The organism is Kitasatospora sp. NPDC057965, from assembly GCF_042887135.1.
GTDB lineage: Bacteria > Actinomycetota > Actinomycetes > Streptomycetales > Streptomycetaceae > Kitasatospora.
On record NZ_JBHVPZ010000043.1, the window covers coordinates 20,583 to 41,697 of the forward strand.

At 71.8% G+C, this 21,115-nt stretch carries 21 protein-coding genes and 2 pseudogenes; 10 read left to right on the forward strand and 13 right to left on the reverse strand.

The features are described from left to right. Positions 1-121: 121 nt before the first annotated feature. The 6 genes from ACFVVU_RS35795 to ACFVVU_RS35820 all read right to left on the reverse strand — a co-directional run bounded on the left by ACFVVU_RS35795 (position 122) and on the right by ACFVVU_RS35820 (position 5,443). A complete protein-coding gene (locus tag ACFVVU_RS35795) occupies positions 122-469 on the reverse strand; it encodes a hypothetical protein (protein WP_387794030.1) in 348 nt (115 codons plus the stop codon). Positions 470-869: 400 nt separating this feature from the next. Beyond that, complete coding sequence (locus ACFVVU_RS35800; RefSeq protein WP_380690001.1) at positions 870-1,844, reverse strand: DMT family transporter; 975 nt, start codon at positions 1,842-1,844, stop codon at positions 870-872. Between the two features lie 98 nt (positions 1,845-1,942). Continuing rightward, complete coding sequence (locus ACFVVU_RS35805) at positions 1,943-3,133, reverse strand: argininosuccinate synthase-related protein (protein ID WP_387794031.1); 1,191 nt, start codon at positions 3,131-3,133, stop codon at positions 1,943-1,945. Positions 3,134-3,146: 13 nt separating this feature from the next. Beyond that, a complete protein-coding gene (locus ACFVVU_RS35810; RefSeq protein WP_387794032.1) occupies positions 3,147-3,872 on the reverse strand; it encodes a 2OG-Fe dioxygenase family protein in 726 nt (241 codons plus the stop codon). A gap of 541 nt (positions 3,873-4,413) precedes the next feature. Then, positions 4,414-4,545: a hypothetical protein gene (locus ACFVVU_RS35815; RefSeq protein ID WP_387794033.1), complete on the reverse strand. Its 132-nt coding sequence runs from the start codon at positions 4,543-4,545 to the stop codon at positions 4,414-4,416. A 520-nt stretch (positions 4,546-5,065) separates the two neighbouring features. Beyond that, positions 5,066-5,443, reverse strand: coding sequence for a nuclear transport factor 2 family protein (locus ACFVVU_RS35820; RefSeq protein ID WP_380682847.1), 378 nt, complete (start codon positions 5,441-5,443; stop codon positions 5,066-5,068). A 907-nt stretch (positions 5,444-6,350) separates the two neighbouring features. Here ACFVVU_RS35820 and ACFVVU_RS35825 point away from each other — a divergent pair. Both ACFVVU_RS35825 and ACFVVU_RS35830 read left to right on the forward strand, forming a co-directional pair. Next, positions 6,351-7,016 (forward strand): hypothetical protein, encoded by a 666-nt coding sequence (locus ACFVVU_RS35825; protein ID WP_387794034.1) that lies wholly within the window; start codon positions 6,351-6,353, stop codon positions 7,014-7,016. Then, positions 7,013-7,345 (forward strand): hypothetical protein, encoded by a 333-nt coding sequence (locus tag ACFVVU_RS35830; RefSeq protein WP_387794035.1) that lies wholly within the window; start codon positions 7,013-7,015, stop codon positions 7,343-7,345. The genes ACFVVU_RS35825 and ACFVVU_RS35830 overlap by 4 nt, the downstream gene beginning before the upstream one ends. A gap of 370 nt (positions 7,346-7,715) precedes the next feature. Here the strand turns inward: ACFVVU_RS35830 and ACFVVU_RS35835 are convergent, their stop codons facing one another. Further along, entirely contained in the window at positions 7,716-8,216 is a 501-nt protein-coding gene (locus ACFVVU_RS35835; protein WP_387794036.1) for a tetratricopeptide repeat protein, read from the reverse strand. Between the two features lie 546 nt (positions 8,217-8,762). Between ACFVVU_RS35835 and ACFVVU_RS35840 the strand changes: the two genes are divergently transcribed. Then, entirely contained in the window at positions 8,763-9,479 is a 717-nt protein-coding gene (locus tag ACFVVU_RS35840) for a DUF6193 family natural product biosynthesis protein (protein ID WP_387794037.1), read from the forward strand. A gap of 534 nt (positions 9,480-10,013) precedes the next feature. On the opposite strand, the gene ACFVVU_RS35845 is transcribed toward ACFVVU_RS35840, so the two are convergent. Both ACFVVU_RS35845 and ACFVVU_RS35850 read right to left on the reverse strand, forming a co-directional pair. Then, positions 10,014-11,075: a CU044_5270 family protein gene (locus ACFVVU_RS35845; protein ID WP_380682851.1), complete on the reverse strand. Its 1,062-nt coding sequence runs from the start codon at positions 11,073-11,075 to the stop codon at positions 10,014-10,016. Then, positions 11,072-11,707 (reverse strand): RNA polymerase sigma factor, encoded by a 636-nt coding sequence (locus ACFVVU_RS35850; protein WP_387794038.1) that lies wholly within the window; start codon positions 11,705-11,707, stop codon positions 11,072-11,074. Before ACFVVU_RS35850 ends, ACFVVU_RS35845 begins: the two co-directional genes overlap by 4 nt. A gap of 425 nt (positions 11,708-12,132) precedes the next feature. Here ACFVVU_RS35850 and ACFVVU_RS35855 point away from each other — a divergent pair. Beyond that, positions 12,133-12,270: pseudogene (locus ACFVVU_RS35855) on the forward strand (transposase); the annotation flags it as partial. A 155-nt stretch (positions 12,271-12,425) separates the two neighbouring features. Further along, positions 12,426-12,980, forward strand: a complete 555-nt coding sequence (locus ACFVVU_RS35860) for a hypothetical protein (RefSeq protein WP_387794039.1) — start codon at positions 12,426-12,428, stop codon at positions 12,978-12,980. Positions 12,981-13,369: 389 nt separating this feature from the next. On the opposite strand, the gene ACFVVU_RS35865 is transcribed toward ACFVVU_RS35860, so the two are convergent. From ACFVVU_RS35865 to ACFVVU_RS35875, 3 genes are all read right to left on the reverse strand, one after another. Next, entirely contained in the window at positions 13,370-14,434 is a 1,065-nt protein-coding gene (locus ACFVVU_RS35865; protein WP_387794040.1) for a hypothetical protein, read from the reverse strand. Between the two features lie 221 nt (positions 14,435-14,655). Then, entirely contained in the window at positions 14,656-15,198 is a 543-nt protein-coding gene (locus tag ACFVVU_RS35870; RefSeq protein ID WP_387794041.1) for a hypothetical protein, read from the reverse strand. Further along, positions 15,195-16,127, reverse strand: a complete 933-nt coding sequence (locus ACFVVU_RS35875) for a class I SAM-dependent methyltransferase (RefSeq protein ID WP_387794042.1) — start codon at positions 16,125-16,127, stop codon at positions 15,195-15,197. Before ACFVVU_RS35875 ends, ACFVVU_RS35870 begins: the two co-directional genes overlap by 4 nt. Before the next feature lie 315 nt (positions 16,128-16,442). On the opposite strand from ACFVVU_RS35875, the gene ACFVVU_RS35880 reads away from it, so the two are divergent. The 3 genes from ACFVVU_RS35880 (at position 16,443) to ACFVVU_RS35890 (ending at position 18,441) form a co-directional block, all read left to right on the forward strand. After that, positions 16,443-16,946, forward strand: coding sequence for a hypothetical protein (locus ACFVVU_RS35880; protein WP_387794043.1), 504 nt, complete (start codon positions 16,443-16,445; stop codon positions 16,944-16,946). Positions 16,947-17,264: 318 nt separating this feature from the next. After that, a complete protein-coding gene (locus ACFVVU_RS35885; RefSeq protein WP_387794044.1) occupies positions 17,265-17,843 on the forward strand; it encodes a hypothetical protein in 579 nt (192 codons plus the stop codon). Positions 17,844-18,027: 184 nt separating this feature from the next. Beyond that, positions 18,028-18,441, forward strand: a complete 414-nt coding sequence (locus ACFVVU_RS35890) for a hypothetical protein (protein WP_387794045.1) — start codon at positions 18,028-18,030, stop codon at positions 18,439-18,441. Between the two features lie 189 nt (positions 18,442-18,630). On the opposite strand, the gene ACFVVU_RS35895 is transcribed toward ACFVVU_RS35890, so the two are convergent. Further along, entirely contained in the window at positions 18,631-19,182 is a 552-nt protein-coding gene (locus ACFVVU_RS35895; protein ID WP_387794046.1) for a hypothetical protein, read from the reverse strand. A 385-nt stretch (positions 19,183-19,567) separates the two neighbouring features. Here ACFVVU_RS35895 and ACFVVU_RS35900 point away from each other — a divergent pair, with 385 nt between their 5' ends. Both ACFVVU_RS35900 and ACFVVU_RS35905 read left to right on the forward strand, forming a co-directional pair. Beyond that, positions 19,568-20,125, forward strand: a complete 558-nt coding sequence (locus tag ACFVVU_RS35900; RefSeq protein ID WP_380682866.1) for an NUDIX hydrolase — start codon at positions 19,568-19,570, stop codon at positions 20,123-20,125. A gap of 676 nt (positions 20,126-20,801) precedes the next feature. Continuing rightward, positions 20,802-21,028: pseudogene (locus ACFVVU_RS35905) on the forward strand (transposase); the annotation flags it as partial. Between the last annotated feature and the right edge of the window lie 87 nt (positions 21,029-21,115).

The window sequence follows — 21,115 nt, forward strand, 5'->3', positions numbered from 1 at the left end:
ACGTCCGCCGCCCGTAGGAGACGTCCTCGCACATGAAGCGCCGGGCACGAAGCCGCAGCACCACCCGCCGTCCCACCATGGGCACGTCAGCCGGAGACCGCAGGGCCGCTGGTGGGCGCTCTCAGTCGAAGTGCTGGATCACCGCGCTGCAGGCCAGGCCGCACAGCACGCTCAGGGCGGCTGCAACGAAGCGCCACGGAGCCCAGCGCATCCGGTGCGGCAGGATCCAGGCGGCCGTGACGAGCAGCAGCTGCGCGCCCATCAGGCCGTCGGCGGCGCTGTACTGCGGGCCCCAGTCCCGCCCGCAGGCACCCCGCGGCACGCACTGGTCGACCTCGACCGCGCGTACCAGGACGAAGTACCGGTAGAGGACCTGGCAGAGCGGCAGCAGTACCGTCGCGACGAGCGGGAACTTCCACGCGTCGCGGTCGCGCGATGACGGGTCAGGTCCGGCCGGGAGATTGTCCACGGGCCGATCCCACCGCACCGCACCGAACCGCACATGAGTGCGACTACTCAGTCGGGGGCGGATCAGGTACCCAGTCGTGCCCGGCCGGGTACCTGATCCGCCGCGGTACGGCCTGACGTCCGGCCGTGGCGGCCGGGCCGGGAAGGGCGGCGGCCGGGGCCCCGGACACGGACCGGCCGTCGCGACCGGGGGCATGGGCGCCGCCCGGGCCGCGGCTCACCGCGACCTTCGCCGGCCGTGGCCGCCACGAACCCGGACAGGAACTGCGGGCCTCGCACGGGATCTCGGGCGCATGCCGCTCGCGCTGTCGCATGCCGCCGTCCACCTCGTCGACCCGGGCCTCCGGCCGTCGAGAAGGTGCCCGGCGCAGGTCGTGGCGTGCCGGTGTGCGGGCCCTGGGTCAGGCCGGGTGGGCGAGTTGGGTGTCGGCGGGATCATGGTCGGGCGATTCGCCGTCCGGTTCGGGGTGGCCCGCCGTGCCTTCCCGGTGTCGGCGTTCGATGCGCTGTCCCCAGCCGGCGCCGATGATGATCAGCGCCGCGCCCGCGGCGCCGTACGGTCCGAGGTGGTCCCCGCCCAGGAGGACGCCGACCAGCAGCGCCCACACGGGTTCGGTACCGAGCAGCAGGCTGACCCGGGACGGTGACGTGGTGCGTACCGCCCACATCTGGACGAAGAACGCGAAGACCGTGCAGATCAGCGCGAGGTAGAGGAGGTCGACCCACTGCATGGGGCCCAGCCGTGCGGCCAGGGCGGGAGCGGAGTCACCGGCCAGCGGGCCGGCCAGGCAGAACAGCACCGCCGCCGTCGCCATCTGGAGGAAGGTGAGGGTGAACGAGTCGTAGCTCTTGCGGGCCGAGCGCCGGTGCATCACGGTGATGTGCACGGCCCGTACGGCCGCCGCCGCCAGGATCAGCCAGTCGCCGAGCGTCGGGGCGTGCAGGCCGGAGCCGGAGGCGAGGAGGGCGACGCCGGCCACGGCCATGGCCGCGGCCAGGAAGAACCGGGCGGGCAGCCAGGAGCGGCTCACCGCGCTCTCCAGAAGCGGGGTCATGACGATGGTCAGGCTGATGATGAGGCCGGCGTTGGTCGCGGTGGTGTGGGCGATGCCGAAGGTCTCGAACAGGAAGATCACGGCGAGGATGAGGCCGAGGAGCGTTCCGGTGACGATCTCGTCCCGGCCGGCACCGCGCAGTCTGCGCACGGCGAGCGGCAGCATGGCCACCGCGGTGACCAGGAACCGCAGCGCGAGGACGGCGACGACGGTGGCGGGCGTGACGAGTTCCTTCGCCGCCAGGTAGGTGGAGCCCCAGACGGCTGCCACGAGCAACAGCAGGAGGTCGATCAGACCGGCGCGTGACTGTCCTTTGGGCACGAGGTGCTCTCTCGCTTTCGTGGTGTGGAGTGGGTGCGGCGGGCCGGGTGACCGGGGGTTCCCCGGCCACCCGGCCCTGCCCGTCACGCGGGGCCCGGTCAGGCTGCCAGGTACGGAGCCCGCTCGGTGCGGATCGATTCCTTCTCCCACGCCTCACGGTCACGCAGGTAGCGCGGCTCGTCGGCGACGATCGCCCGGGTGTCCGCGCCGCCGCTGGTCAGCCGCCAACGTACCGTCCCGGTCACGCGGCTGGCGCAGGAGTCGATGAAGTGCTGGACGGCCAGGCGCAGTTCGCCGTACCAGCGGCCTTCCAGCGCCTCGCGCACCCACAGCTGCTCCAGGTGCATCTTCTCGCGCATGGTCTCGGCTTCGAGGGTGGCGGTCTCCAGGTGACGGAAGGTGCGCAGCAGCAGCCAGGCCGCCGGCATCTCCCGGATCTCCAGGACCTTCTCCCCGTTGTCGAGGTGTTCGAGGCCGCTGTAGCGGCCCAGTCCGTAGGCGCCGACGCGGGTGTTGAGCCCGGCGATCAGGTCGAGGATCGGCAGTTCCTCGCCGTCGACGGCCACCGGGACGCCCTGGTGGAAGCGGATCTCGACGGTCTCCTCGGTGTGTTGCGGCCGGGGGGTGCTCCATGCGTACATGTGGGCGGGTACGGCGTGCTCCTCGGGGTCGTCGAGGATGCCGGACTCGAACTCGCGGCACCACAGGTTGGAGTCGCCACTGACGACGCGTTCGCTCATCTGGTCCAGGCCGGCCTCCTTGAGTTCGAGGATCTTCTGGTCACGGTCGACCGGGTCGAGGTCGTACGGGCTGCCGTAGGCGCCGCGGAAGTCGAGCAGGGTGAGCGCGCCGTTCAGCCGGCGCAGGGTGTTCTGCGACCGGTTGGCGGTGTGCAGGACGGCGATGGCGTCGAGTTCGCGGGCCAGTTCGACGGCGAGGCGGGCGATGAGGGGGCGACTGAGCGTGGAGCTGACGGGGTGGGTGTCGAGGTAGACCGCCTGGGCCGCGATGGCCGGGCGGACGAACTCCTCGGCGAAGACCTGCCGGCCGTCGATGACGTGCAGCCGCACGCCGAGTTTGTCGGCGATTCGCTGCTTGTGCTCGGTGGTCTCGTCCTCTCCGAGGTTGACGCTCACCGCGTGCACGTCGCGGAACCCGGCGTCACGCAGGCGCAGCAGCAGGTAGCTGCTGTCCAGGCCTCCGCTGAACAGGGTGACGACGGGTGCGGCGGGGTCCAGGTGCTCGGGGGTGAGCTGGCGGAAGGAGCGGATGATCCGGCTGTGGTTCATGGCCCTCTCCTGGTCAGCCGTCGGCACGGGTGAACATGGCGATCAGGACGTCGCGGTGGCCCTGGCCGCCCGGACGGGCGGGGGTCAGCGGGGTCACGCCGTGCACCATCTTCTCGTCGTCGGCGAACAGGAACTCCCCGGGTTCGGTGAGCAGGACCTCGGCGCGGCATTCACGGGTGCGGGCGTCGTAGAGCGCGCTGGTGCCGCCGTCGATGGACTCGCGCCCGACGAGCAGGGTCAGGACGAAGTCGACGCCGTCGCGGTGGATTCCTTCGGGCGTGGGCTGTCCCGCTTCCGTGGAGCGCGCCAGGATGCGGTTCTGGAAGCTCTGCACCTTCCAGTGCGCGGTTCCGGTGGTGCGGGCCAGGATGTCGGCGCACCACTGGAAGATCGTATTCAGCACGGGGCTTTCGGCGACGTGTCGTTCGAATGGGTCGAAGTGTCGTTCGATGCCTCCGTTCAGGTAGTTGATTTCCTTGGTCTGGGAGTAGGGCACGTGCGGGAGCAGGGCCGTGCGTCCCTGGGCGGCGTCGTGCGAGAACTCCGAGTAGCGGCGTTCCCGGTAGGTGCCGCCGTCGGACATGTAGCCGTCCCGGCTCAGGCTGTTCCAGCTGTCGGCGAAGAGTTTCCAATCGGCGCCCTGAATGAATTCGGGACCGATCACGGTGCCAAATCGGCTGTGGACGTACCCCCGCTCGCCGATTTCGAGCGCACCGGCGGGCTGGCTGGACTCGTTCATTGATTCCCCCTCTGCAATGTCCGGCGGAAAAATGTTCTGGATCCACTCGTCGACCGGCTTCGTTCAGCTCCGGAGCGTCGGAAACATACCAGCGGAACCTGACGAGAAGGTTCCCACCCGCGCGGGGTCGAGCTTCCGCACGGCGTCCGACATGCGAGACTTCGGGCAACCCTCGAAAAAACTATTGGAAACATCGCATTCCCGAAAGATTCTCCGTCCATCCTGCAGTGGCCCGGACGATCTTCAATCGGTACCGCCGGGAATTACGCGAAACATCCGGCGAGGAGATGTGACCCACCTCACCGCGGCATGGGAATGGGGAAAGATCTCGAAGATTTGTCGATTTCGCAGCTCGCGGCAGGTGCGAAGGCTTCTCCGACCCCGGGGCCGAATCGCCGTTCCGATCCGTTCGAGCCACCGACCGTGGACAAACACGCCATCTTGCGCACCGGCGGCAATGGCGGCAGCGGCGGCAGCGGACCCGGCCGCTCGGCCGGCCGGGCGAGCACGGGGCCGGCGGGAGGCGCCGGGCCCGCCCCCGTCACCACGATGCCCCCGGCACCCGGATCGGAGGCGGTTCGACGTCGCGGTCGTCGAGTTCCAGGTACCGCGTGATCCGCTCGACCCTCTTGTCGCTGGTCTTCGCCGAGATCGCAGCCTTCAACTTCGGCATGGCGCCCCTCCTCACGGACGGCGGATTCCCCCCTCGGCGGCGTCTGCGCTCCACCCGGGTGGCCCGACTCGCCCGAAGCATACCGTGCGTATGCGAATACTCACCGTGCGCCACGCCTCGTGGGGACCGGGCCACCCCACCGCGCCCGGGGCATGCTTCTTCCACGCGGCGAAGAGCAGGCCGGTCCACCCGGGGGCGGCACAAGCGCCCGCGCCGCTCTCGGACCGCCACGCGAAGAGAGCGTTCACCTCGGGCCGCACCACCTCCGGGACCGGGAAAGACGGCCGCAGGCGGAAGGCGACCCGCGGGATCAGCCGGTGGCGGTCCCGGCGCGCCGGGTGAGCGCATCCAGGCGCGCGGTCCGCCGCCCGGTCAGCTTCCCCTCCACCCCGGCCAGCGCGGCCACCCGCTCGCGCCTGTTCGCTCGCCCGGGGCGGGCTACAGGCCGAGAGGGCGGGCCGGGCGAACGCCTGGTCCCTCGACGCGGCCGGCAGGGGAAGGACAGCGGCAGAAGGATCACTCAGGAGGCGGACGGTTCGATCTCCCCCGCAAAGACGATGACCTGATCGATGAGGCTCCGCCGCAGATGGACGACGTCCGTTCCCGCCAGGCGGGGACCTCCGTCCGGCGTGGTGAAGACCCATCGGTACCGGGCCCACTCGTCAGGCATGTCCACCTCCGAGCAGCGCATCATCGTGCCGGTCCCCGCCGGGTGGCGGCGGAGGTCCAGCACGAACCGCTCGACCGCTGCGATTCCTTCGCTGCGACCCAACGGCCCCCAGAAGACCACGTCCGAGGTCAGAGCCTGGGAGAGCAGGGCAGTCACATAGCTGTCGTCCGAGGCGTTGAACGCGGAGATGAACGTGTCGATCGCGGAGCGTGCAATCTCTTCCTGCATACCCCAGTAATACCAGCCGTTGCGCGTGCGCCCGTCCCGCGAGCCGCCTTCCGATCACCCGGATTCGCCCGCCAGTACCGGAAGACCGTTGCCCTGAACGATGTCGATCCGCCCCGCCGCGATCAAGTCGAGGGCGGGTTCCTCTCAAGTTCGCCCTGGCCGAGCGTGGTGCACAGCGAGTCGGGGAAAGCGTGTCGGGCACCGTCGGCGGCAATGCCGGACTCGTCGAAGATGTGGACCAGGTGCATCGCGACGGCGAGCCAGGCCGGCCAGGAGGGATCCTTCCACCGGGAGAGGACGCGGTCAGGCTGCGCCCTGGACGGACACGGCCGAGCCGGCGCGGCCGGTCAGAGAATCGGAAGGATGAACCCCAGGCAGACGCGCTCTCCGGCTTCCTCACGATCAACGTGGTCCACATCTCCAAAGCCCCGTGGAGTTCCCGGGCTCCTACGTCGACTTCGACGGCACGTACAACCGATGGTTCGCCCCCTCGAACGCTCAGGCGATCCTCGTGCGCCCGGACTTCTACACCTACGAACAGGCGAACACCTCCGCGGAGGTCGCCGACCTCCTCACCGCAATGGTCGGCCGCCTGCGGAACCCCCCTGGACGCCGCACCCAGTCTGTACTGACGGCCGGGCAGTTCCAGGGCCGGGTCCGGAACCCGCACCCCGCCCCGCCCCGCCCTGGAACAGCCGCGCGACACCACGGGGCATCGCGCCGCTCCGACGACGTCACGGGCCGCGTCGAGGATCCGCCGCCTGCTACGTGCCGCGTCCCCCCGCATGATGTACCGCCTTCCACGAACCCGCTCGAACCGGAGAGTTTCTCTCCGTCTATGCTATCGTCTTAGAAGCGGAGAAAAGGTCTCCGTTTAAGGGCTCCTTCTCATCGAAAGGGGCACGCCATGAACGGCGCGCTGACCGTCCGGACCGTGATCGACGGCACCGAGTACTCGCAGGACGACATCCGCGCATGGGAACTGGACCGCGCGCGGAACGCGCTCGCCCTGCTCAAGAACCGGATCGGCGACGAGTCCATGCGCGAACTGCTCGCCGAGGACCTGCGGGCGGCGGACGGGATCATGGCCCCGCTGCCCGGCGCCTCGGGCGGCGCCTGGCGGTCCGCCGTGACCGAGCTGGAGATCGGCGGCATCACCGCCGAGGAGTTCCTGACCTGGTGGCAGGGCCGGCTCGCGAGCGGCGACCGGACGGCGCTGCTCGCGGCCAACCCGGAGCACTACCTCGCCGCCTCCGCCGACGGCGTGGTCGAGATCATCGAGACCATCGGCTCCGGGCCGCTGCGCTTCTTCCTCACTTTCCACGACGGCGTCGCGATCGAGGACGAGGGCCACGAGACCTACCCCGTGCGCATCGGCGGCACCGGACGGCTCACGGACGCCACCGAGATCTGCCGTGTCATGCACGAGTTCGGCGACGGCCCGCGCGGCCTGCGCATCCGCCTGACGATCCAGTTCCCCACGAGCGCCCCCGAGCACGTCTTCACCGGCCACCAGTGGCACTTCGCCTGCGAGTTCCTCAACTGGCTGGAGGCCGCGCACACGGCCCGATGACGACGGCCGAACGGCGGTGGGGAACCCCTCGCGCTGCCGGGTTCCCCACCCCGCAGTCCTGCCGGCACGCACGACACGGATACATCGAGGTCACCCCTCATGCGGACCAGCCCCCCGGATCCCCCCTCCTGATCGGCGCCTTCCTGCGCCGCCCGTCCTCCCTGCCGCTGCTGCCGTACACCGTCGGGCTGGCAACCGCCCTCATCATCGCCTCACTGGGCCCCCGCAGCGGCGGATCCGCCAACCCCGCACCGCAGTTCTGGCACACGCTCACCGCACCCGCCCGCCGGGCCCGCACCCGCCACGCCCCCGGTACGGACTCCGGCTGATCGGCCCCGCCCCCCGCGCGGGGCACGCCAGCCGCAGCCGGCACGGTCACCGCCCGCCGACAGCGGACCGTGCTCGTGCCGCCCGCGGCGCACCGAGCTGTCCGTTCTCGGACGCCGGGGACGCGGTGGCGCCGGACTTCCTCCAGCAAAACCGAGTGCCCTTCCCCGTACCTGGCCACGGCCGCGAAGACACCGTCCACTGCGGTGCCGACGGGTGGGCCGGGGGGTCGGCTCGGCGTGTGTCGTGCGGCCGGCCGGGGCGGCCGTGCCCGGGGGCGGCAGGTCCTCGTGGACGCGCCGGGGGCGCGGGTCGGCGACGGCGGGCCGGGGGGGCGTCGCAGCGGAGGGGGTGGCTCCGCTGCGAGCGGGTTCAGGCGGTGTGGTGCAGGTCCTTGGCGTAGTACTCGATGGCGCGGCGGTAGCGCCGCACGTCCGGGTCCTCGCTGGTGGTGGCGAGCAGGTCGAGCAGCAGGCTCATCGCGCCGTGGTGGTCACCGACGTTGAACAGGGCCATGCCGAGGAAGGTGCGCAGGGCACCGTCGTTCGGGTGGCGCTGGACGCCGGCGCGCAGCGTGTCGACCGCTTCCGGGTAGCGGCCCAGGACGCGGTAGGTGCTGCCGAGGCCGAGGAGAGCGCCGCGGTGGTCCTCCTCGGACAGGCCGGTGGTGGCGAGGCTGCGTTCGTAGAAGGCGACGGCCTCGGCCTCCAGGCCCATCCGGTCGTGGACGGATGCCGTGACGTAGGCGATCTCGGCGTCGTCCGGGAAGCGCGCGGACAGTTCCAGCAGACGTGAGCGGGCTTCCTCGAAGCGCTCCTCCCCGCGCAGGCGGGCGACTTCGGACAGGCCGGCTTCCTTGGTCTGTGTGCTCATGCGCACATCGTCGCAGAGCCCGCGGGCGGCTTCTCACCAGGCGGGAAGGCGGGGGGAACGAAAGGGGAAGCGGCACTTCGACACTCGGCGCAGTTGCCGTGGCCGGGAGGGGCGGGCCCATGACAGAGGCGTTGGGCGGGAGCGGGTGCTGGTGGTGGAGCCGTCACCGGGGCTGCTGCGCCGGGCGGCGCGGGCGGGGTTCCTCGTCCGGCCGCCGGCCGACACGGGCGACGCCGCGCCTTCCGGCACAGGCTTCCCCGCTCCAGGAAGCCTGCGTCCACACCCTGGTGACAGCGCGTTCGACACTCCACGGACACCGGGGGCGTGCGGCACACGCATCGCTGCGGGACAGCGGCGGGCAGTGTCCACGGCTCAGCGGGAAGGAAGCGGACCAGACCGATGCAGGTGTGCTCAATTCACCCAGGGTTGGCGGCATGGGCCCCTTCCGGCTGCCGGCAGACAGGGAAACGAGCGTTGGGAGGGCAGGCCGCCTCCCGGGTACTCGACACCCGGGTCGGCACCGCTGTTCACCCGCACACTGGGGCCATGGCCTCCTCCTCGACGAACCATCTCCCCGGCCCGGTGTCCCACCTCCGACCGGAGAGCGACGGCAGCCTCGCGGACACCTTGTGCCGCACAGCCGCCCGGCTCGGCCTCTCCCTCCCCATGGCGGAGGACACGTGGGAACGTAAGGCGGAGTTCCACAACGACGGTCGGCGCGTGGTCGTGCGTCTCCTGCGCGATGAGCGTGGCTACTGGGTGCGCTGCCACAAACAGGGCGCTTGGCTCGCCACCGGGATGACTGCGGAGCTGACCGCCGTGGTCAGGGCCGCGGCCGCCTGGACGGGCGGTGCGGACCTCGAACGGATCCGGGACGCCGCCCCGTTCATCCAGTTCGGGGATTGGGCCCTCGCCCACGAGCGTGAGCCGCTCGACCCGGTCGAACTGGCGTGGTGTCACAAGCTCGACTCCCTGCGCCTGTCGCCGTGGGACCGCACCCCCCGCAACCTCGCCCTCCTGGAGGCGGCTTACGCCCGGCCGGAACTGCGCCGGCTGACACCGGTCACCAGCCACTTCATGCTCTGGTTCTCCACCCGCGCACACTTCCCGTACGCCCGGGTCGGGTATTCCATCGACCCACGCCCTGACGGGCGATACGTCGTACGAGACAGGGGAGACGTCGTCGCACACACCGCGAGCCCCGAGGAAGCCGTCGCCCTCGTAGTGGCCGAACTGCCCAACGACACCGGGCCGGCTCACTGACCAGGGCCCATCGGGGGCCGACCAGGACAGCGGCCCGGGGCAGGGCGCAGCGGGACGGCCCGGCCGTCGCCCAGAACGACCGCCGTCCGTCAAGCGGTACCCGGCGGCTTGACGCCGGTCACCCGCATTGCGCACCGGCCGGTCAGCCACGTCGCCACGGCACGATGGTCATGCCCGCCGAGAACCGCGCCCACTGCCGGACGTGCTCCGGGCCCGGCCCCTCGTGCCGCGGGAGGGACGGGGCGGGATCGACCGGCCGTGCCACCGGTACGGGCCGGGCTTCGGCGCGGTGCTCCTGGAACTCGCGCACAGCCGGAACTTCGACTGGGCGTGCTCGGCCAAGGCCCTGTACGCGGCGAGTGGCGGGCGCGACCCTCACCACCGCCCCACGCGAAGAGGTCTGTGGCATCCGGCACGCTGCTGGGGGTGACTCAAGGCCGGCGGTCCGGTTCACCGGTCGCGGCGAACCGCCGGTCGCGGTCGCGGATCACCGGCGGCACCGGCCGGGGCGGCGCCCCGGCCGGCACCGGGCTGTCAGGCCGTGGCCTGCCCGGCCCCGGGGCGCTGGTTCTTGGCGTCGACGACCGCGCGGGTGACGATGGACGTGCGCTCCACGACGGTGCCGGGCTTGACGCCGTTGACCTCGCGGATCTGCACGCCGCGGCTGCCGAGGTACTGGTGGCTGTCCCGGTCGAAGATCCACTCCGACCGCTCGCCGGTCTGCGGGTCCAGACGCGCCAGCGCGATCCCGTCGCGGCCGGAGGCGTCCTGCGCGTGCTCGACCACCACGACGCCCGGGATCCTGCCGGCCGCCTCGTAGAGCGCGGCGGCGAGGCCGGCGGGCACGAGTTGCTCGCGGATGACGGAGCCGATCTCGTTGAACGCCTGCTGGTCACGGTCGCGGGTGCCGCTCACCGTCGAGTAGGCGAACTTCAACAGCGCTTCGGGGTCGGTGGGTTGGGTCGCGAGCCACTGGTAGGTCTGCTGCTTGCGGGGATCGCCGTTGTCCAGCGTGATACCGCCCTTGTCCTGGTAGCCCGGTTCGTCCAGCCAGCCCTTGGTGCCGTCGGGGGACTTCCACACCTCACGGTCGTGCAGCGGCTGGACCCAGGTGGCGGACTCCCCCGTGTCCGCGTTGAGGCTGGAGGCCATAAAGGAGACCCTGCTCTTGATGTAGATGTATTGGCCCGGTCCGGGCCGGGGCGTGGCGTTCGCCGTCGCGGCTGCGGCGGCAGCGATCTCGCGGACCGTCGAGGCGAGTTGGACGGTGCTCCCCTCCTCGATCTGCACGACGGGCGCCTTGACCAGCCGCGGAGCCGCCACCGTCGTGGTGCCGGGCGAGCCGCCCGAGGAGACGACCAGGGCCAGGGCCGCGGCCGCGGCGACCGGCACCGCGATCAGGGCGGCACGGCGCAGCGGGCGGCGTGGAGGGGAGGGCGCGGGGGTGTGGGCGGAGTGGTGGATCTCGTTCATCAGGTGGTCCTCGAGCAGGTGCCGGCGGTCTGCCGCCAGGCGGGGGTCGGCCGGCGCGGGCAGGAGGCGGGCCAGTTCCGCGTGGTCGAGCGGTTCGTTGCGCCGCCGCGGGTTGCGGATCATCGGTGCGTCTCCTTGTGCGGCCGGGCCGCGGTGTCGCGGCTGCCCTGTGTTTGTCCGGGGGGCCGGAGGGGTTCCGTGTTGTTCTTCGTGGCGCGCAGTTCCTCGTCCGCGAGTTTGCGCAGCCGGGTGCGTGCGCGGGACAGACGCGAGCGCACGGTGCCGACGGGCACGCCGAGGGTGGTCGCCGCTTCGGCGTAGCCGAGCCCGGACCAGACGCACAACGCGAAGACCTCGCGTTCCGGGCGCCGCAGGCGCGCCAGGGCCTTGCGGGCGGCCGCGAGTTCCTCGGAGTCGGCCATGCGGCCGACGAGTTCGTCCGCGAAGTCGGGGACCGCGTCGGCGGCGGGCACACGGGACATGGCCGCGCTGTGGCGGCGGGCGGCTCGCGTCGTGTTGCGCAGCACGTTCACGGCGATGCCCATCAGCCAGGGGCGTGGGCTGTCGCCCTCGTCGCGGAGCTTGCCGCGCAGGCGCCAGGCCTCCAGGAAGGTCAGCGAGACCACGTCCTCGGCCAGGGCCCAGTTCCCGGTCACGCGCACGGCGTGGCGGTAGACCAGGCAGGAGTGGTCCCGGAACAGGTCGCGGAACGCTTCGGGATTCCCGGCCCGCAGCCGGGAGTGTGGATGGTTCACGTCATGCCTTGTCCGGGCCGAAACACCGGTTCCCGTGACACAGGTCACCGGCCGGGGCCGGCGAGGGTGGGTGCGAGGCCCGGCCCAGAAACCCGGATCCTACATACCCGCCCCCTCGCACCGCGGGAAACACCCCCTGAAGAGAGCCTGGACAAGGACGTCCCCGACCAAGCTGCCGGCCGGGCCCACACGTTCGGCGCCGACCCGGCGGCCGTCGACCACCTGGTGGGCGAGCTCCGCCGACAGCCCCGTCTGGGAGCGGGCGGACGGCGAGCCGGCCCGCGCGCTCACCACGACCACCGCGTCAGGCCGGCCCGCCCGGGCCGGGCCCGCCGGGCACTGCGGGAGACCGCCGCCCGCCGGCACCACCGGCCCCTGCCCGGCGAGAGACCCGGCGGGCGGCTGTCGCGATGACCCACGCCCGCCGGACCTGCGCCCGCGCCCTGATCGACGTCGGCGACGCGAGCGCGTTCCCGAGCGCCGCCCACCTCGCCTTCTACGCCGGCCTCGCCCCCTCGACTCGCTGTTCCGGCTCCTCCAGAGGACCCGCCGCCCCGGGAGGCCGCCACCACCGTCCGCTCCCGGCTGCTCGCCGCCGCCGCACCCGATCAGTACCGGACTGTCCTCCGGCAGGCGATCTGCCCCACGCCACCGGAGCTCGGCCAGTCCCGGAAAGGTCCGGCCGGGGAATGTCGGACCTCGTTCCTACGATCACGGCATGCCTGATGCCTTCACCGTCCTGTGGACTCATGACACCTGCCGTGCTTTGCGCCGGGCCGGACGTGTGGGCGAGCGGCCGCCGGTCGCCTACAGCGGGGTGCACACCTCCCTGCCGTCCTGGTCGGGAGCCCGGGTCGGCGACGAGGTGTACGCGCTGCACGTGAACCGGCGCGAGGTGTTCGTGGTGAGCCGGATGCGCGTGCTCGACAGGGAGCGCCGCGACTGCTGCGGCACCGCGCCCGTGACGTGGAACGACCCCGCTTTCCCGGGCCACGACGACTGGTCGATGCTCGGCGCCGCCGGCTGCGGCGCGGCACCCGTGCACGTGGACGCCACGCCCGTGGACTTCGAGACCCCGGTACCCGGCGACCTGCTGGAACGGCTGACCTGGCGCAACCTCCGGGGCCGGACCCGGGGCCTGAAGTACGTGGTGGACGGCCGCCTCGAACGTTCCATCAGTCTTCAGGGGTTCTACCGCCTGACCCCCGAATCGGCAGGCGAGCTGGCGCGAGTCGTCGGCGCCACCGACCGGCCCGCGGTCGAGCAGCGTTGACGCCCTCCGACAGGCCGTCCCGACCGGCATGCGCCAAGGGCCGTGCGGACGTGCCGGCTGCCGGGTCCCCGGCTCGTCGGGTCGGTCGGCGGGGGCTTTCTCGGCAGCGTCGGGGTACGCCTCGCGTTCGGCGTGCTCGGCCAGTGCCCGGTAGGTGCCGGCCACCGAGAGGTTGCGCTCCTTGCGCTTGCCGGTGGGGGTGATCAGGTCGGGCTGGATCTGCTCGACGCACTCGCCGTTCGCACGGCGCCGCACCACGGTGTGCAGCATGTCGTCGGTGATGACCGGCGGTCGGCCACCGTGCTTGCCCTTGCGAGAGGCGGTGTCGAGCCCTTCCCGTGTGGACTCGCGGATTTTCTCCTGCTCGGCACCCCGCGGGAAATGGCAGCTCAGCCGGCGCGCGCAGTCCACTTCGGCGGCGTCCACAACCGGGCAGTGGCGCTGCCGACCTGGATCAGCGTTCCGGTATGTCGATCCTGACGCGCCGGGCGGAACCCGTCGATCGCGAACACCTGCTGTCCGCTGATGATGTCGACGCCCTGCAGACCGGCCTCGTCGGCGATCAGCAGATGCTCTCCGTCGGTGAAGAAGCCGAGATCGCCGACCGGCCAGGGGAACGTCGCGACCGCCTTGATCCATCGGACGCCCGGCGAGCGCAGTTCGATCGAGGTGGGGTCGAGGACGTGGACGGTACCGCTGCCGGCATCGTCCCGGTCATACACGGCGATCCGCCCGTCGTCGATCCACACCACCGGCCAGTTCCACTCCGAGACCTCGGGATACACCGCATAGCTGGGCCCGTCCTCGGACTCATTCGGGTTGTCGTGCAGCCAGGCGGTCAGGCTCCACACCGCCGGCATCCCCCACGGCTGCCACACCCAACCGCCGTCGTAGACACGAGTCCCGTCAGGACTCAGCGACGGCGCGCCGTGGAAGTAGTCGAGGTCGTGCTCCGCATCGTCCTCGTCTCCATCCGGGCTGTCCCGCGCCGTGAGCACCTCGCCGGACGCGAGATCGGTGACATCCAACCGGTTCCAGGCAGTGCGATGGACGACAACCGGCCGGCCACCGTGCTCGGCGAACGCCAACGCGAACGGGACGGTTTCACAGCAGTAGTCCCCGCCGTCCAACTTCAACGCCGGCGAACCGGTGGTGAGATCGACGACGGTGCCGTACCGACCGCGGTCCTGAACCACCGCCGCCCAACGGCCACATCGAGACACATGAAGCCGCAGTCGAACACCGCCACCGTATTCGGACGCCAGCCTCTCCTCCCGACACCGGGCCACGTCCTGCACCTCGCCGGTCGCCGGCGTCCACCGCGCCAGCCGTCCGTCCCCGGACAGCACCAGCCACGCCGGCCCCGCGTCACCGAGGGCCGCCGGCAACGCTGCCACATCCACGACCGGCCGCAGCGCGTCGGGAGCTGCCACGTCCACCGTGATCGTCGCCATACTGATCCCCTCGGTGCGCCCGTGCGACCCCCGCGGCAATGTGAACAGCAGGTGATACGGCACCGTACCGGCAAATCGGTGAGCGCCGCGATGCCGGTCACGGCGGTGAGGTGAGCACGGGACCGAGAACGACGACAAGGGCGAGCAGTCGCCCCGGTGCTGGGTCGGCCGGTCGGTGGGGTGACCTTGCCGCCAAGGTCCGGAGGTGGCGAGGAGCGCCATCAGTGCTCGGCGACGGCGTTGCCGGGTGTGGCGTGGGCGGGGCGGTACCAGCGATGGTGGACGAGGGGCTCGACGGACAGCATCGCTGTGCCGGCCACTGCACCGACCAGGAAGGAGGCCCAGCCACCACCGTTGAGGAGCGCGCCGAGGCACGCGGCGGCGATGGCCAGTGGGCGCAGGAGGGTGAGCGGGCCGAGTCCGATGACCACGGCGAGGGTGCCGGCGCGGAACGGCAGGAGGAAGTAGGCGCCGAGCGAGAGGAGTACCGCGGTGGCGTAGAGCGTGAGCGGGAGCAGGTAGCCCAAGCCGCCGGCGGTCAGCGTGGCGTAGGCGCGCTGCGGGTCGGTGGCGGTGAGCAGATGGAGGACGGCGGTCACTGCGGGGGCGAGCAACAGGACGGTCCCGACGGCCAGTCCGCGCAGGGCGGCGCGCGTGGTGGCCCGATGCTTGCGGATGCGAGCGTCGCAGCCGGCATAGGCGCGGAAACCGCTGAATGCCGCGTCGACTGCGCCGAGTACCGCCAGTGGCAGGGCGGGTGTCATGGGGCGGCCTGTGCGAGCTGCTCGGGGCCCAGGAGCCGGCGGGAGGAGCGGCCAAGGGCCTGGCGCAGAGGTGCTTCCAGGTGCGGGCGCAGCCCGAGGACCGGGCGCAGGGTGGTGCAGAAGGGGTTGGCGATGCGTCGGGGCTCGTAGAGCAGTGGCCGCATGCCCGAGGCTGCGGCGGCCCGCAGCAGGGTCTCGTCGCTGTGGGCCCGCCGGGCGGAGGCGACGCCGTCGTGTCGTCCCAGCGGGTGGCGCATCCGGGCGCGGTGGAACATCCACGCGCCGACAGGGGCGAGGCCGGTCGCGGCGATGTCGTAGTGGCAGAACGCCAGAGCAGGGGAGCCTCCCTGGGCCGCGAAGAAGTCCGTCAGCGCCGGCTCGGGGAAGTGGTGCAGCACGCCGGTGGACACGTACACGGTGGCGGCCTCCGGCAGCGCGAAGGCATCGCCGTGGACGAAGCGGCAGCGCAGCCCCTCGTCCCGGGCCAAACGCCCTGCCTCGCCGACCAGCGCCGCGTCGAGGTCGACCCCCAGCAGTTCGACGTCCGGAGCAAGGGCGCCGGTGGCCGCGAGCCAACGAACCAGGTAGCCCAGCCCGCAGCCGATGTCGACCAGGCGATACGGCCCCGGCACACCTGAGGCCCGGATCGCGGTGAACAGCGGGCAGAGCAGGTGGACGAGGCGCTCGCCGATGCGCAGTTCCTCGCTCAGGCGCTGCAGCTCGGTGTGCACGCTGATCAGCAGCCGGTCCACGGCGACCCCGTCCAACACTCCGTCCTGGTCGGCGGGCAGCCCCGCCACGATCCTCGCGGCCCGCTGGTCGCCGTGCGCGCGCAGCCGCTCAACGACCTCGGCACGCCGAACCGGCAGCCGTCGTCCGGTGGCCGGGTCGACTGCGGTAATCAGGTCAGAGATCTCAAGCGGAGACACCCGGAGCACTCTACGATGCCGCTACGAGGCTCGATTTCCCACCGAGCCCGGGCGCCACGCCAAGCAGCGGCCTCCTCTCAACGCCCCTCCACGGACACGTTTCGAGTGGTGCACGCCGCTCTGTACCCTGCGGAGCAGTTTCCGGAGCACGCCGACAGGTGTCGGTGCTTGTGTGAACGCGCTCAGGCACGTACCGATGAACGTGCCCGGTCTCGCCGAACCCGAACGGGTCTCTGCGGGGCTTCGACATGCATCAGGGGTGCCACGGTGTGTGGCAGGCTTCCATCCACCAGTTGGTTGAGAGGGGCGACAGTGATGTCGAGCGGCGCGGTGTCTGCGGATTCGTGCTGGGACCCGGACGAGCACGTGCGGTTTGCTCGCTACCGGAGGGCGTTCGACGAGGTGGCCCCGGTGGATGCCGTTGCCCTTGTCGCCCGAGTACTTACCGATCCCGACAAAGGGATGGCGAACAGTGCCGTCTGCGAGTACCTCGACAGACGGGCCGCTGAACTGCTCGCGGATCCCGGCTATCCCTCCTGGTACCTGGAAATGGCCGACGCCGTTGTGGTGGACGACTTCTCCGCACGACGCCTCGACGAGTGGACTTTGCTGCGGGCGATGACCCTGGACGAGCCGTGGGACACCAAGAGCCTGCTCGCGGCCTCCAACTGGCTACAGCTTCGCACAGCCGAGAAGTCCTCAGCCGTGACCGTTCTGGAGGTTCTGGCTGAGAGTGGCCGCACCCGCCGCATCCGCAACATCGCCAAGTCCCGGCTGTCCGCCGCTCAACGGTCGATACCGGCCGGACCGGGACACTGAGCTGCCGGCCCCCTTCACCGCGAGCAAGCGCAAAGGCCCAAGACGAGCTTCCGCATCAGCGGCGGAGCACTTCAGAGATACGAGGTCCTCCCCGCAGGCGCGGGGCCAGCCGGAACATCTGGACGGTTCCTCGGTGTGCTCGTAATCCTCCCCCCGCATGCGCGGGGGCAGCCGACCAGCCGGAGTGGTCGCTCGAAGGCCAGGTGGAGGACTGCGCGTGTGCACCGGCCAGCCGAGCGTGACCTGTGGACTTCGCCGTACAACGCAGCGGAGGTCCTGGCAGGATGACGCGCGGACGTAACTCTGCGGGAGGGATTTGTGACGCTCCGCCAGGACGAGTGGGCCGTGCTGGAAGACCTGGCAGGCCACGATGTGGACAACTGGACTACCGGAACACAGCTCCTCGGAAAGCAGTCCCGCGCCAGAAGCATCACGCGCGGTCTGAGCGAGCACGGCCTGTGCGAACTCGCCGGCGACGACGTCCTCGACACCCTCGCCACCGACAGCGCCCACCCGAACTGGGCAGCACGGATCACCTGGTTCGGCCGCACCGCCCTGGCCTTCCGAGCCCTCCAGACAAAGCCGGAACCCCAGCCGGAGCCAGCACCGGGCCCGACCCGGATCCAGGTCCGCGGCACCAGCATGGACACCCTGCGGACCGCCCTCGCCGCCGCCGAAGCCGGCACCCTGCCCGGGCTCAACACCTCGGCCCTGCGCAACGCGCTGGCCGGCTCCCGCCCGGTCCCCGGCTCCCGCCAGCACACCATGGACCCCACCGACAGCGAACTCGCGACCATCCACACCGTCCTCCACCTGGAATCCCTGGTCCGCGACGCCACCGGCTACCACCACCTCATGCGCCAACTGCCCTTCGGCTTCTCCATCCCGAAGGCATAGGGCGGCCCGCCCGGGACACAGGCCGGACCGACTCACGGCACCGAGGCAGTACCCCGCCGACTGGCCCAGAAGAAGAACACCTCGGGCCCGGGGCGGCCGGTCTCGCCCCCCGGTGGGCGGCGCTGCCGGGCAGGAGCAAGCGGACGCCGCGGGTGGGTCGGGTGGCTTCGACCAGGCCGTGGCGGTGGCACAGGAGCAGGAACGAGAACACGGGCCAGAGGGCCATCGCGGCCGGGACGAGGATCACCGCTTCCTCACCGAACCGGCCCAGGGCCACCGCCAGGACGAAGACGAGGATGCCGGCCAGGCGACATGCCTTCATCAGCCGCCTGCCATCGAGACGGTCCGGTTCCAGGGCAGCCGCAGCAGGGAAAGTGGCCTCCGGCGGCAGGCGGGTGAAGCGGTCGTGCGCGAGGTTGTTGGAGATGCCGGCGGCCAGAACGCCGAGTTTCCGGGCCGCCGCCCGCCTGTCGACGAGCAGGTCGTCGGCTGCCAGGCCCCAGGGCAGCCTCCACCCGCTCAATGTGCCATCCGCATGACCGACCACCGCGCCCTCGCCCTGTGGGCCGAGGGCACCGGCCGACCCCCCTGGCACTGACACCCCGACCGTCGAACCCCCGGCGGGGCGTGCCCGCGGTCAGGGCCACCGCGGGGTTCCGGTTCCTGGCAGTCCCGGCCGACAGGGGCGGGAGGCTGCGGGCGTACGCTTCCGGACCACGCATGCTGGGATCATCCCGTGCGGAAGATGACGAGACACAGGTGGGTTGCCGGTCACAGGGACGCGCTCCTAGCGGCGCAGGAAGGTCCCGCCACCGATGACCCAGAAGCCGGCCGGAACCGCGCCGCACTTGACAACCTCGGAGTGCATCTGGGGGTCGGTCCGGTTAAAGCCGACCCGGCGCTCGCCCTGTTCGTCGGTCGGGTAGAACGTGAGGCCGGCCTCGGGGTGCCGACCCTCCTCGAAGAGGTACGGCTCGCCCACAAGCGGGGTGATCACGACCTGCGAGATGGGCCCGGTCACGGTGATGGCGCCGTTCCCGTCGACGGTCAGGCAGTCGACGTCGAACTCGGCCCGGGTGGTGCCGCTCTTCTCGAACACGTGCTGCACCACGACGTGTCCCCGGGAGTGGCCGTCGACCGTACGGGCGCTGACCTGCGCGGTGAGCCGCTCGCCGGGGTTGGGGCCCGGGCCGTGCTCGTTGAGCAGGGTCCAGCTGTGCAGCGCGAGGTGCTGGGCCGGTAGGGGGGTGGCCGGCGCGGCCGCGGCGGTGCCGGCCGTCCCGGCCGCGAGGGCCACGGCTGCGGTGGTGAGCGCGATGGCGGTGGTGAGCTTTCGCATGGTCAATCCTCAGCGGGTAGAAGGGAGTCGGGCTCTTCCCGACTGCCTCCAATCTCCCGCCTCACCCCCGGTCGCGGCCTCCGCCGCAGGGAGGGACCGGCTCCCCCTGGCGGGGGAACCGCTCCTCATCCGCCCGACCCACCGAGTGGCGGCCACCGCGCGGCGTGGCGTATCGCGTCCAGGGGCGAGGGCGGCCGCGGCCGGCGCCGGGGGCGGTGCACTGCCCTCGACCTCGCAGGGACCGCAGTCGTTCAGCCGCTCATGCTCCAGGCCCGTACGCTCCAGCAGATCCTCGCCCCGTGGGCGGCCGAGCGGCCCGTCCTGGAACTGGCCGCGCGCGTGAGAGAGTCGGGGCACCAGCTCGCACGCGCGTGAGGAGGACCCGGTGCCGGGATCGGAGTGGCAGGTCTACGGGCGGCGACAGGTGTACGGCTCGCCGTGGGTCGAGCTGTGGCTCGATGACGTCGACATCCCCGGGACCGGCCGCACCGAGCACCACGTCGTCCGCATGCCCCGGGCCTCCACCACCGCCGTCGTCACCGATGAAGAGGGGAACTTCCTCCTGATCCACCGGCACCGGTTCATCACCGGCCGGTGGGGCTGGGAGGTACCCGCCGGGTGGGCCGACCCCGGAGAGGAGCCGGCCGCCGCGATCGCCCGCGAGGTCGAGGAGGAGACCGGCTGGCGGCCCGGCCACGTCGAGCTGATGACCGAGTACGACGCCATGGCGGGAATCAGCGACGCGCACTTCCGCGCATACCACATCACCGGGTGCACACGGATCGGCGAACCGCAGGACATCTCCGAGGCCGCCCGGGTGGAGTGGCTGCCGGAGACGGAGGTGGTCAAGCTCCTGGTCGATGGCGAGGTGTCCGACGGGCCCTCGCACGCCGCCCTCTCCTACTACCTCGGGCCGCACCGTCTCGCCACCACCAGCCCCTGACCTGGCCTGTCCAAGCCTCCTCGTCGATCGACGCAGCCCGCCAGCCCCTCAACACCGAGACCGCCGTCAGCCCTGCACCGTCCTCCCCGCAGGCGCGGGGGTGACCCCAAGGTCTTCGTCAGGTGGGCGGTGACGTCGGCAGCTGCTCAGTGGGTGGAGAGGCCAGGGCGATCGGGGCAGGCCAGGACGGCAGGCGACCATAGCCCGGCACAGGCACAGGCACAGGCACCGGCCACCTTCACCGAGGGCAACTGCACTGGCCGGACCGGCCACGGTCCGGCCAGTGCAGTGACGGGCCGACGACGGGGCCGGCCACGGCCCTGACAGTGGCCCGACGGCGCAGGGCAGGCGGCAGGGCCTGGTCCAGCACAGCCCTTGGCGCTGGCCACGGGTGCCGGGGCGGAGCACGCCGCGCCCAGCCAGGGCCCAGTCCGGTGGTCCGCGATGGTGACCCGGTTGCCACCCGTGCTCGGTACTCGGGGAAGGCAAGTGGCGCGGGGTCCCGGAGTGGGGAAGGGCGAAGGGGAGGCCGTTGCGGCAGCCGGTGCAGGCCGGAGCCGGGCCGGTCAGGGATCGATTGAGGCCGGGGTCGACCCGGCCCACCCGCTGCCCGAGCGTGTCCCGGTGTCCCCCGCTCCTCCAGGTCGTGCGTCCCTCGCTTCGCTCGGGGCACTTCGCCTGGATCGACTCCACCCACGTCCGGGCCGCCCGACGAGGCCCAAAGGCGGGCCGAGCCCGGTCGACCGCGCGCGACCGGGCTGCAAGCGCCACATCCTCGTCGACGGCCGGGGCATCCCGCTCGCGGTGTCACTGACGGGCGGCAACCGCGACGACGTCACCCAGTTGCTGCCCCTGCTCGCGAAGGTCCCCGCCGTGGGGGGGGGGCGGGCGGCGGCGGCGCGGCCGGCGGGGGGGGGGGGGGGGCGGACCCCACCGGCGGAACAGGCCGGGGGACGCCCCGGGGAGGCCCCCGCCGAGGGTGGCGCGGGG

Excerpts from the sequence above, each read along its gene's own strand:
- ACFVVU_RS35805 (WP_387794031.1), bottom strand. The coding sequence starts at position 3,133 with ATGAACCACAGCCGGATCATCCGCTCCTTCCGCCAGCTCACCCCCGAG.
- ACFVVU_RS35810 (WP_387794032.1), bottom strand. The coding sequence starts at position 3,872 with ATGAACGAGTCCAGCCAGCCCGCCGGTGCGCTCGAAATCGGCGAGCGG.
- ACFVVU_RS35815 (WP_387794033.1), bottom strand. The coding sequence starts at position 4,545 with ATGCCGAAGTTGAAGGCTGCGATCTCGGCGAAGACCAGCGACAAGAGG.
- ACFVVU_RS35820 (WP_380682847.1), bottom strand. The coding sequence starts at position 5,443 with ATGCAGGAAGAGATTGCACGCTCCGCGATCGACACGTTCATCTCCGCG.
- ACFVVU_RS35825 (WP_387794034.1), top strand. The coding sequence starts at position 6,351 with ATGAACGGCGCGCTGACCGTCCGGACCGTGATCGACGGCACCGAGTAC.
- ACFVVU_RS35830 (WP_387794035.1), top strand. The coding sequence starts at position 7,013 with ATGACGACGGCCGAACGGCGGTGGGGAACCCCTCGCGCTGCCGGGTTC.
- ACFVVU_RS35835 (WP_387794036.1), bottom strand. The coding sequence starts at position 8,216 with ATGAGCACACAGACCAAGGAAGCCGGCCTGTCCGAAGTCGCCCGCCTG.
- ACFVVU_RS35840 (WP_387794037.1), top strand. The coding sequence starts at position 8,763 with ATGGCCTCCTCCTCGACGAACCATCTCCCCGGCCCGGTGTCCCACCTC.
- ACFVVU_RS35845 (WP_380682851.1), bottom strand. The coding sequence starts at position 11,075 with ATGATCCGCAACCCGCGGCGGCGCAACGAACCGCTCGACCACGCGGAA.
- ACFVVU_RS35860 (WP_387794039.1), top strand. The coding sequence starts at position 12,426 with ATGCCTGATGCCTTCACCGTCCTGTGGACTCATGACACCTGCCGTGCT.
- ACFVVU_RS35865 (WP_387794040.1), bottom strand. The coding sequence starts at position 14,434 with ATGGCGACGATCACGGTGGACGTGGCAGCTCCCGACGCGCTGCGGCCG.
- ACFVVU_RS35870 (WP_387794041.1), bottom strand. The coding sequence starts at position 15,198 with ATGACACCCGCCCTGCCACTGGCGGTACTCGGCGCAGTCGACGCGGCA.
- ACFVVU_RS35880 (WP_387794043.1), top strand. The coding sequence starts at position 16,443 with ATGTCGAGCGGCGCGGTGTCTGCGGATTCGTGCTGGGACCCGGACGAG.
- ACFVVU_RS35895 (WP_387794046.1), bottom strand. The coding sequence starts at position 19,182 with ATGCGAAAGCTCACCACCGCCATCGCGCTCACCACCGCAGCCGTGGCC.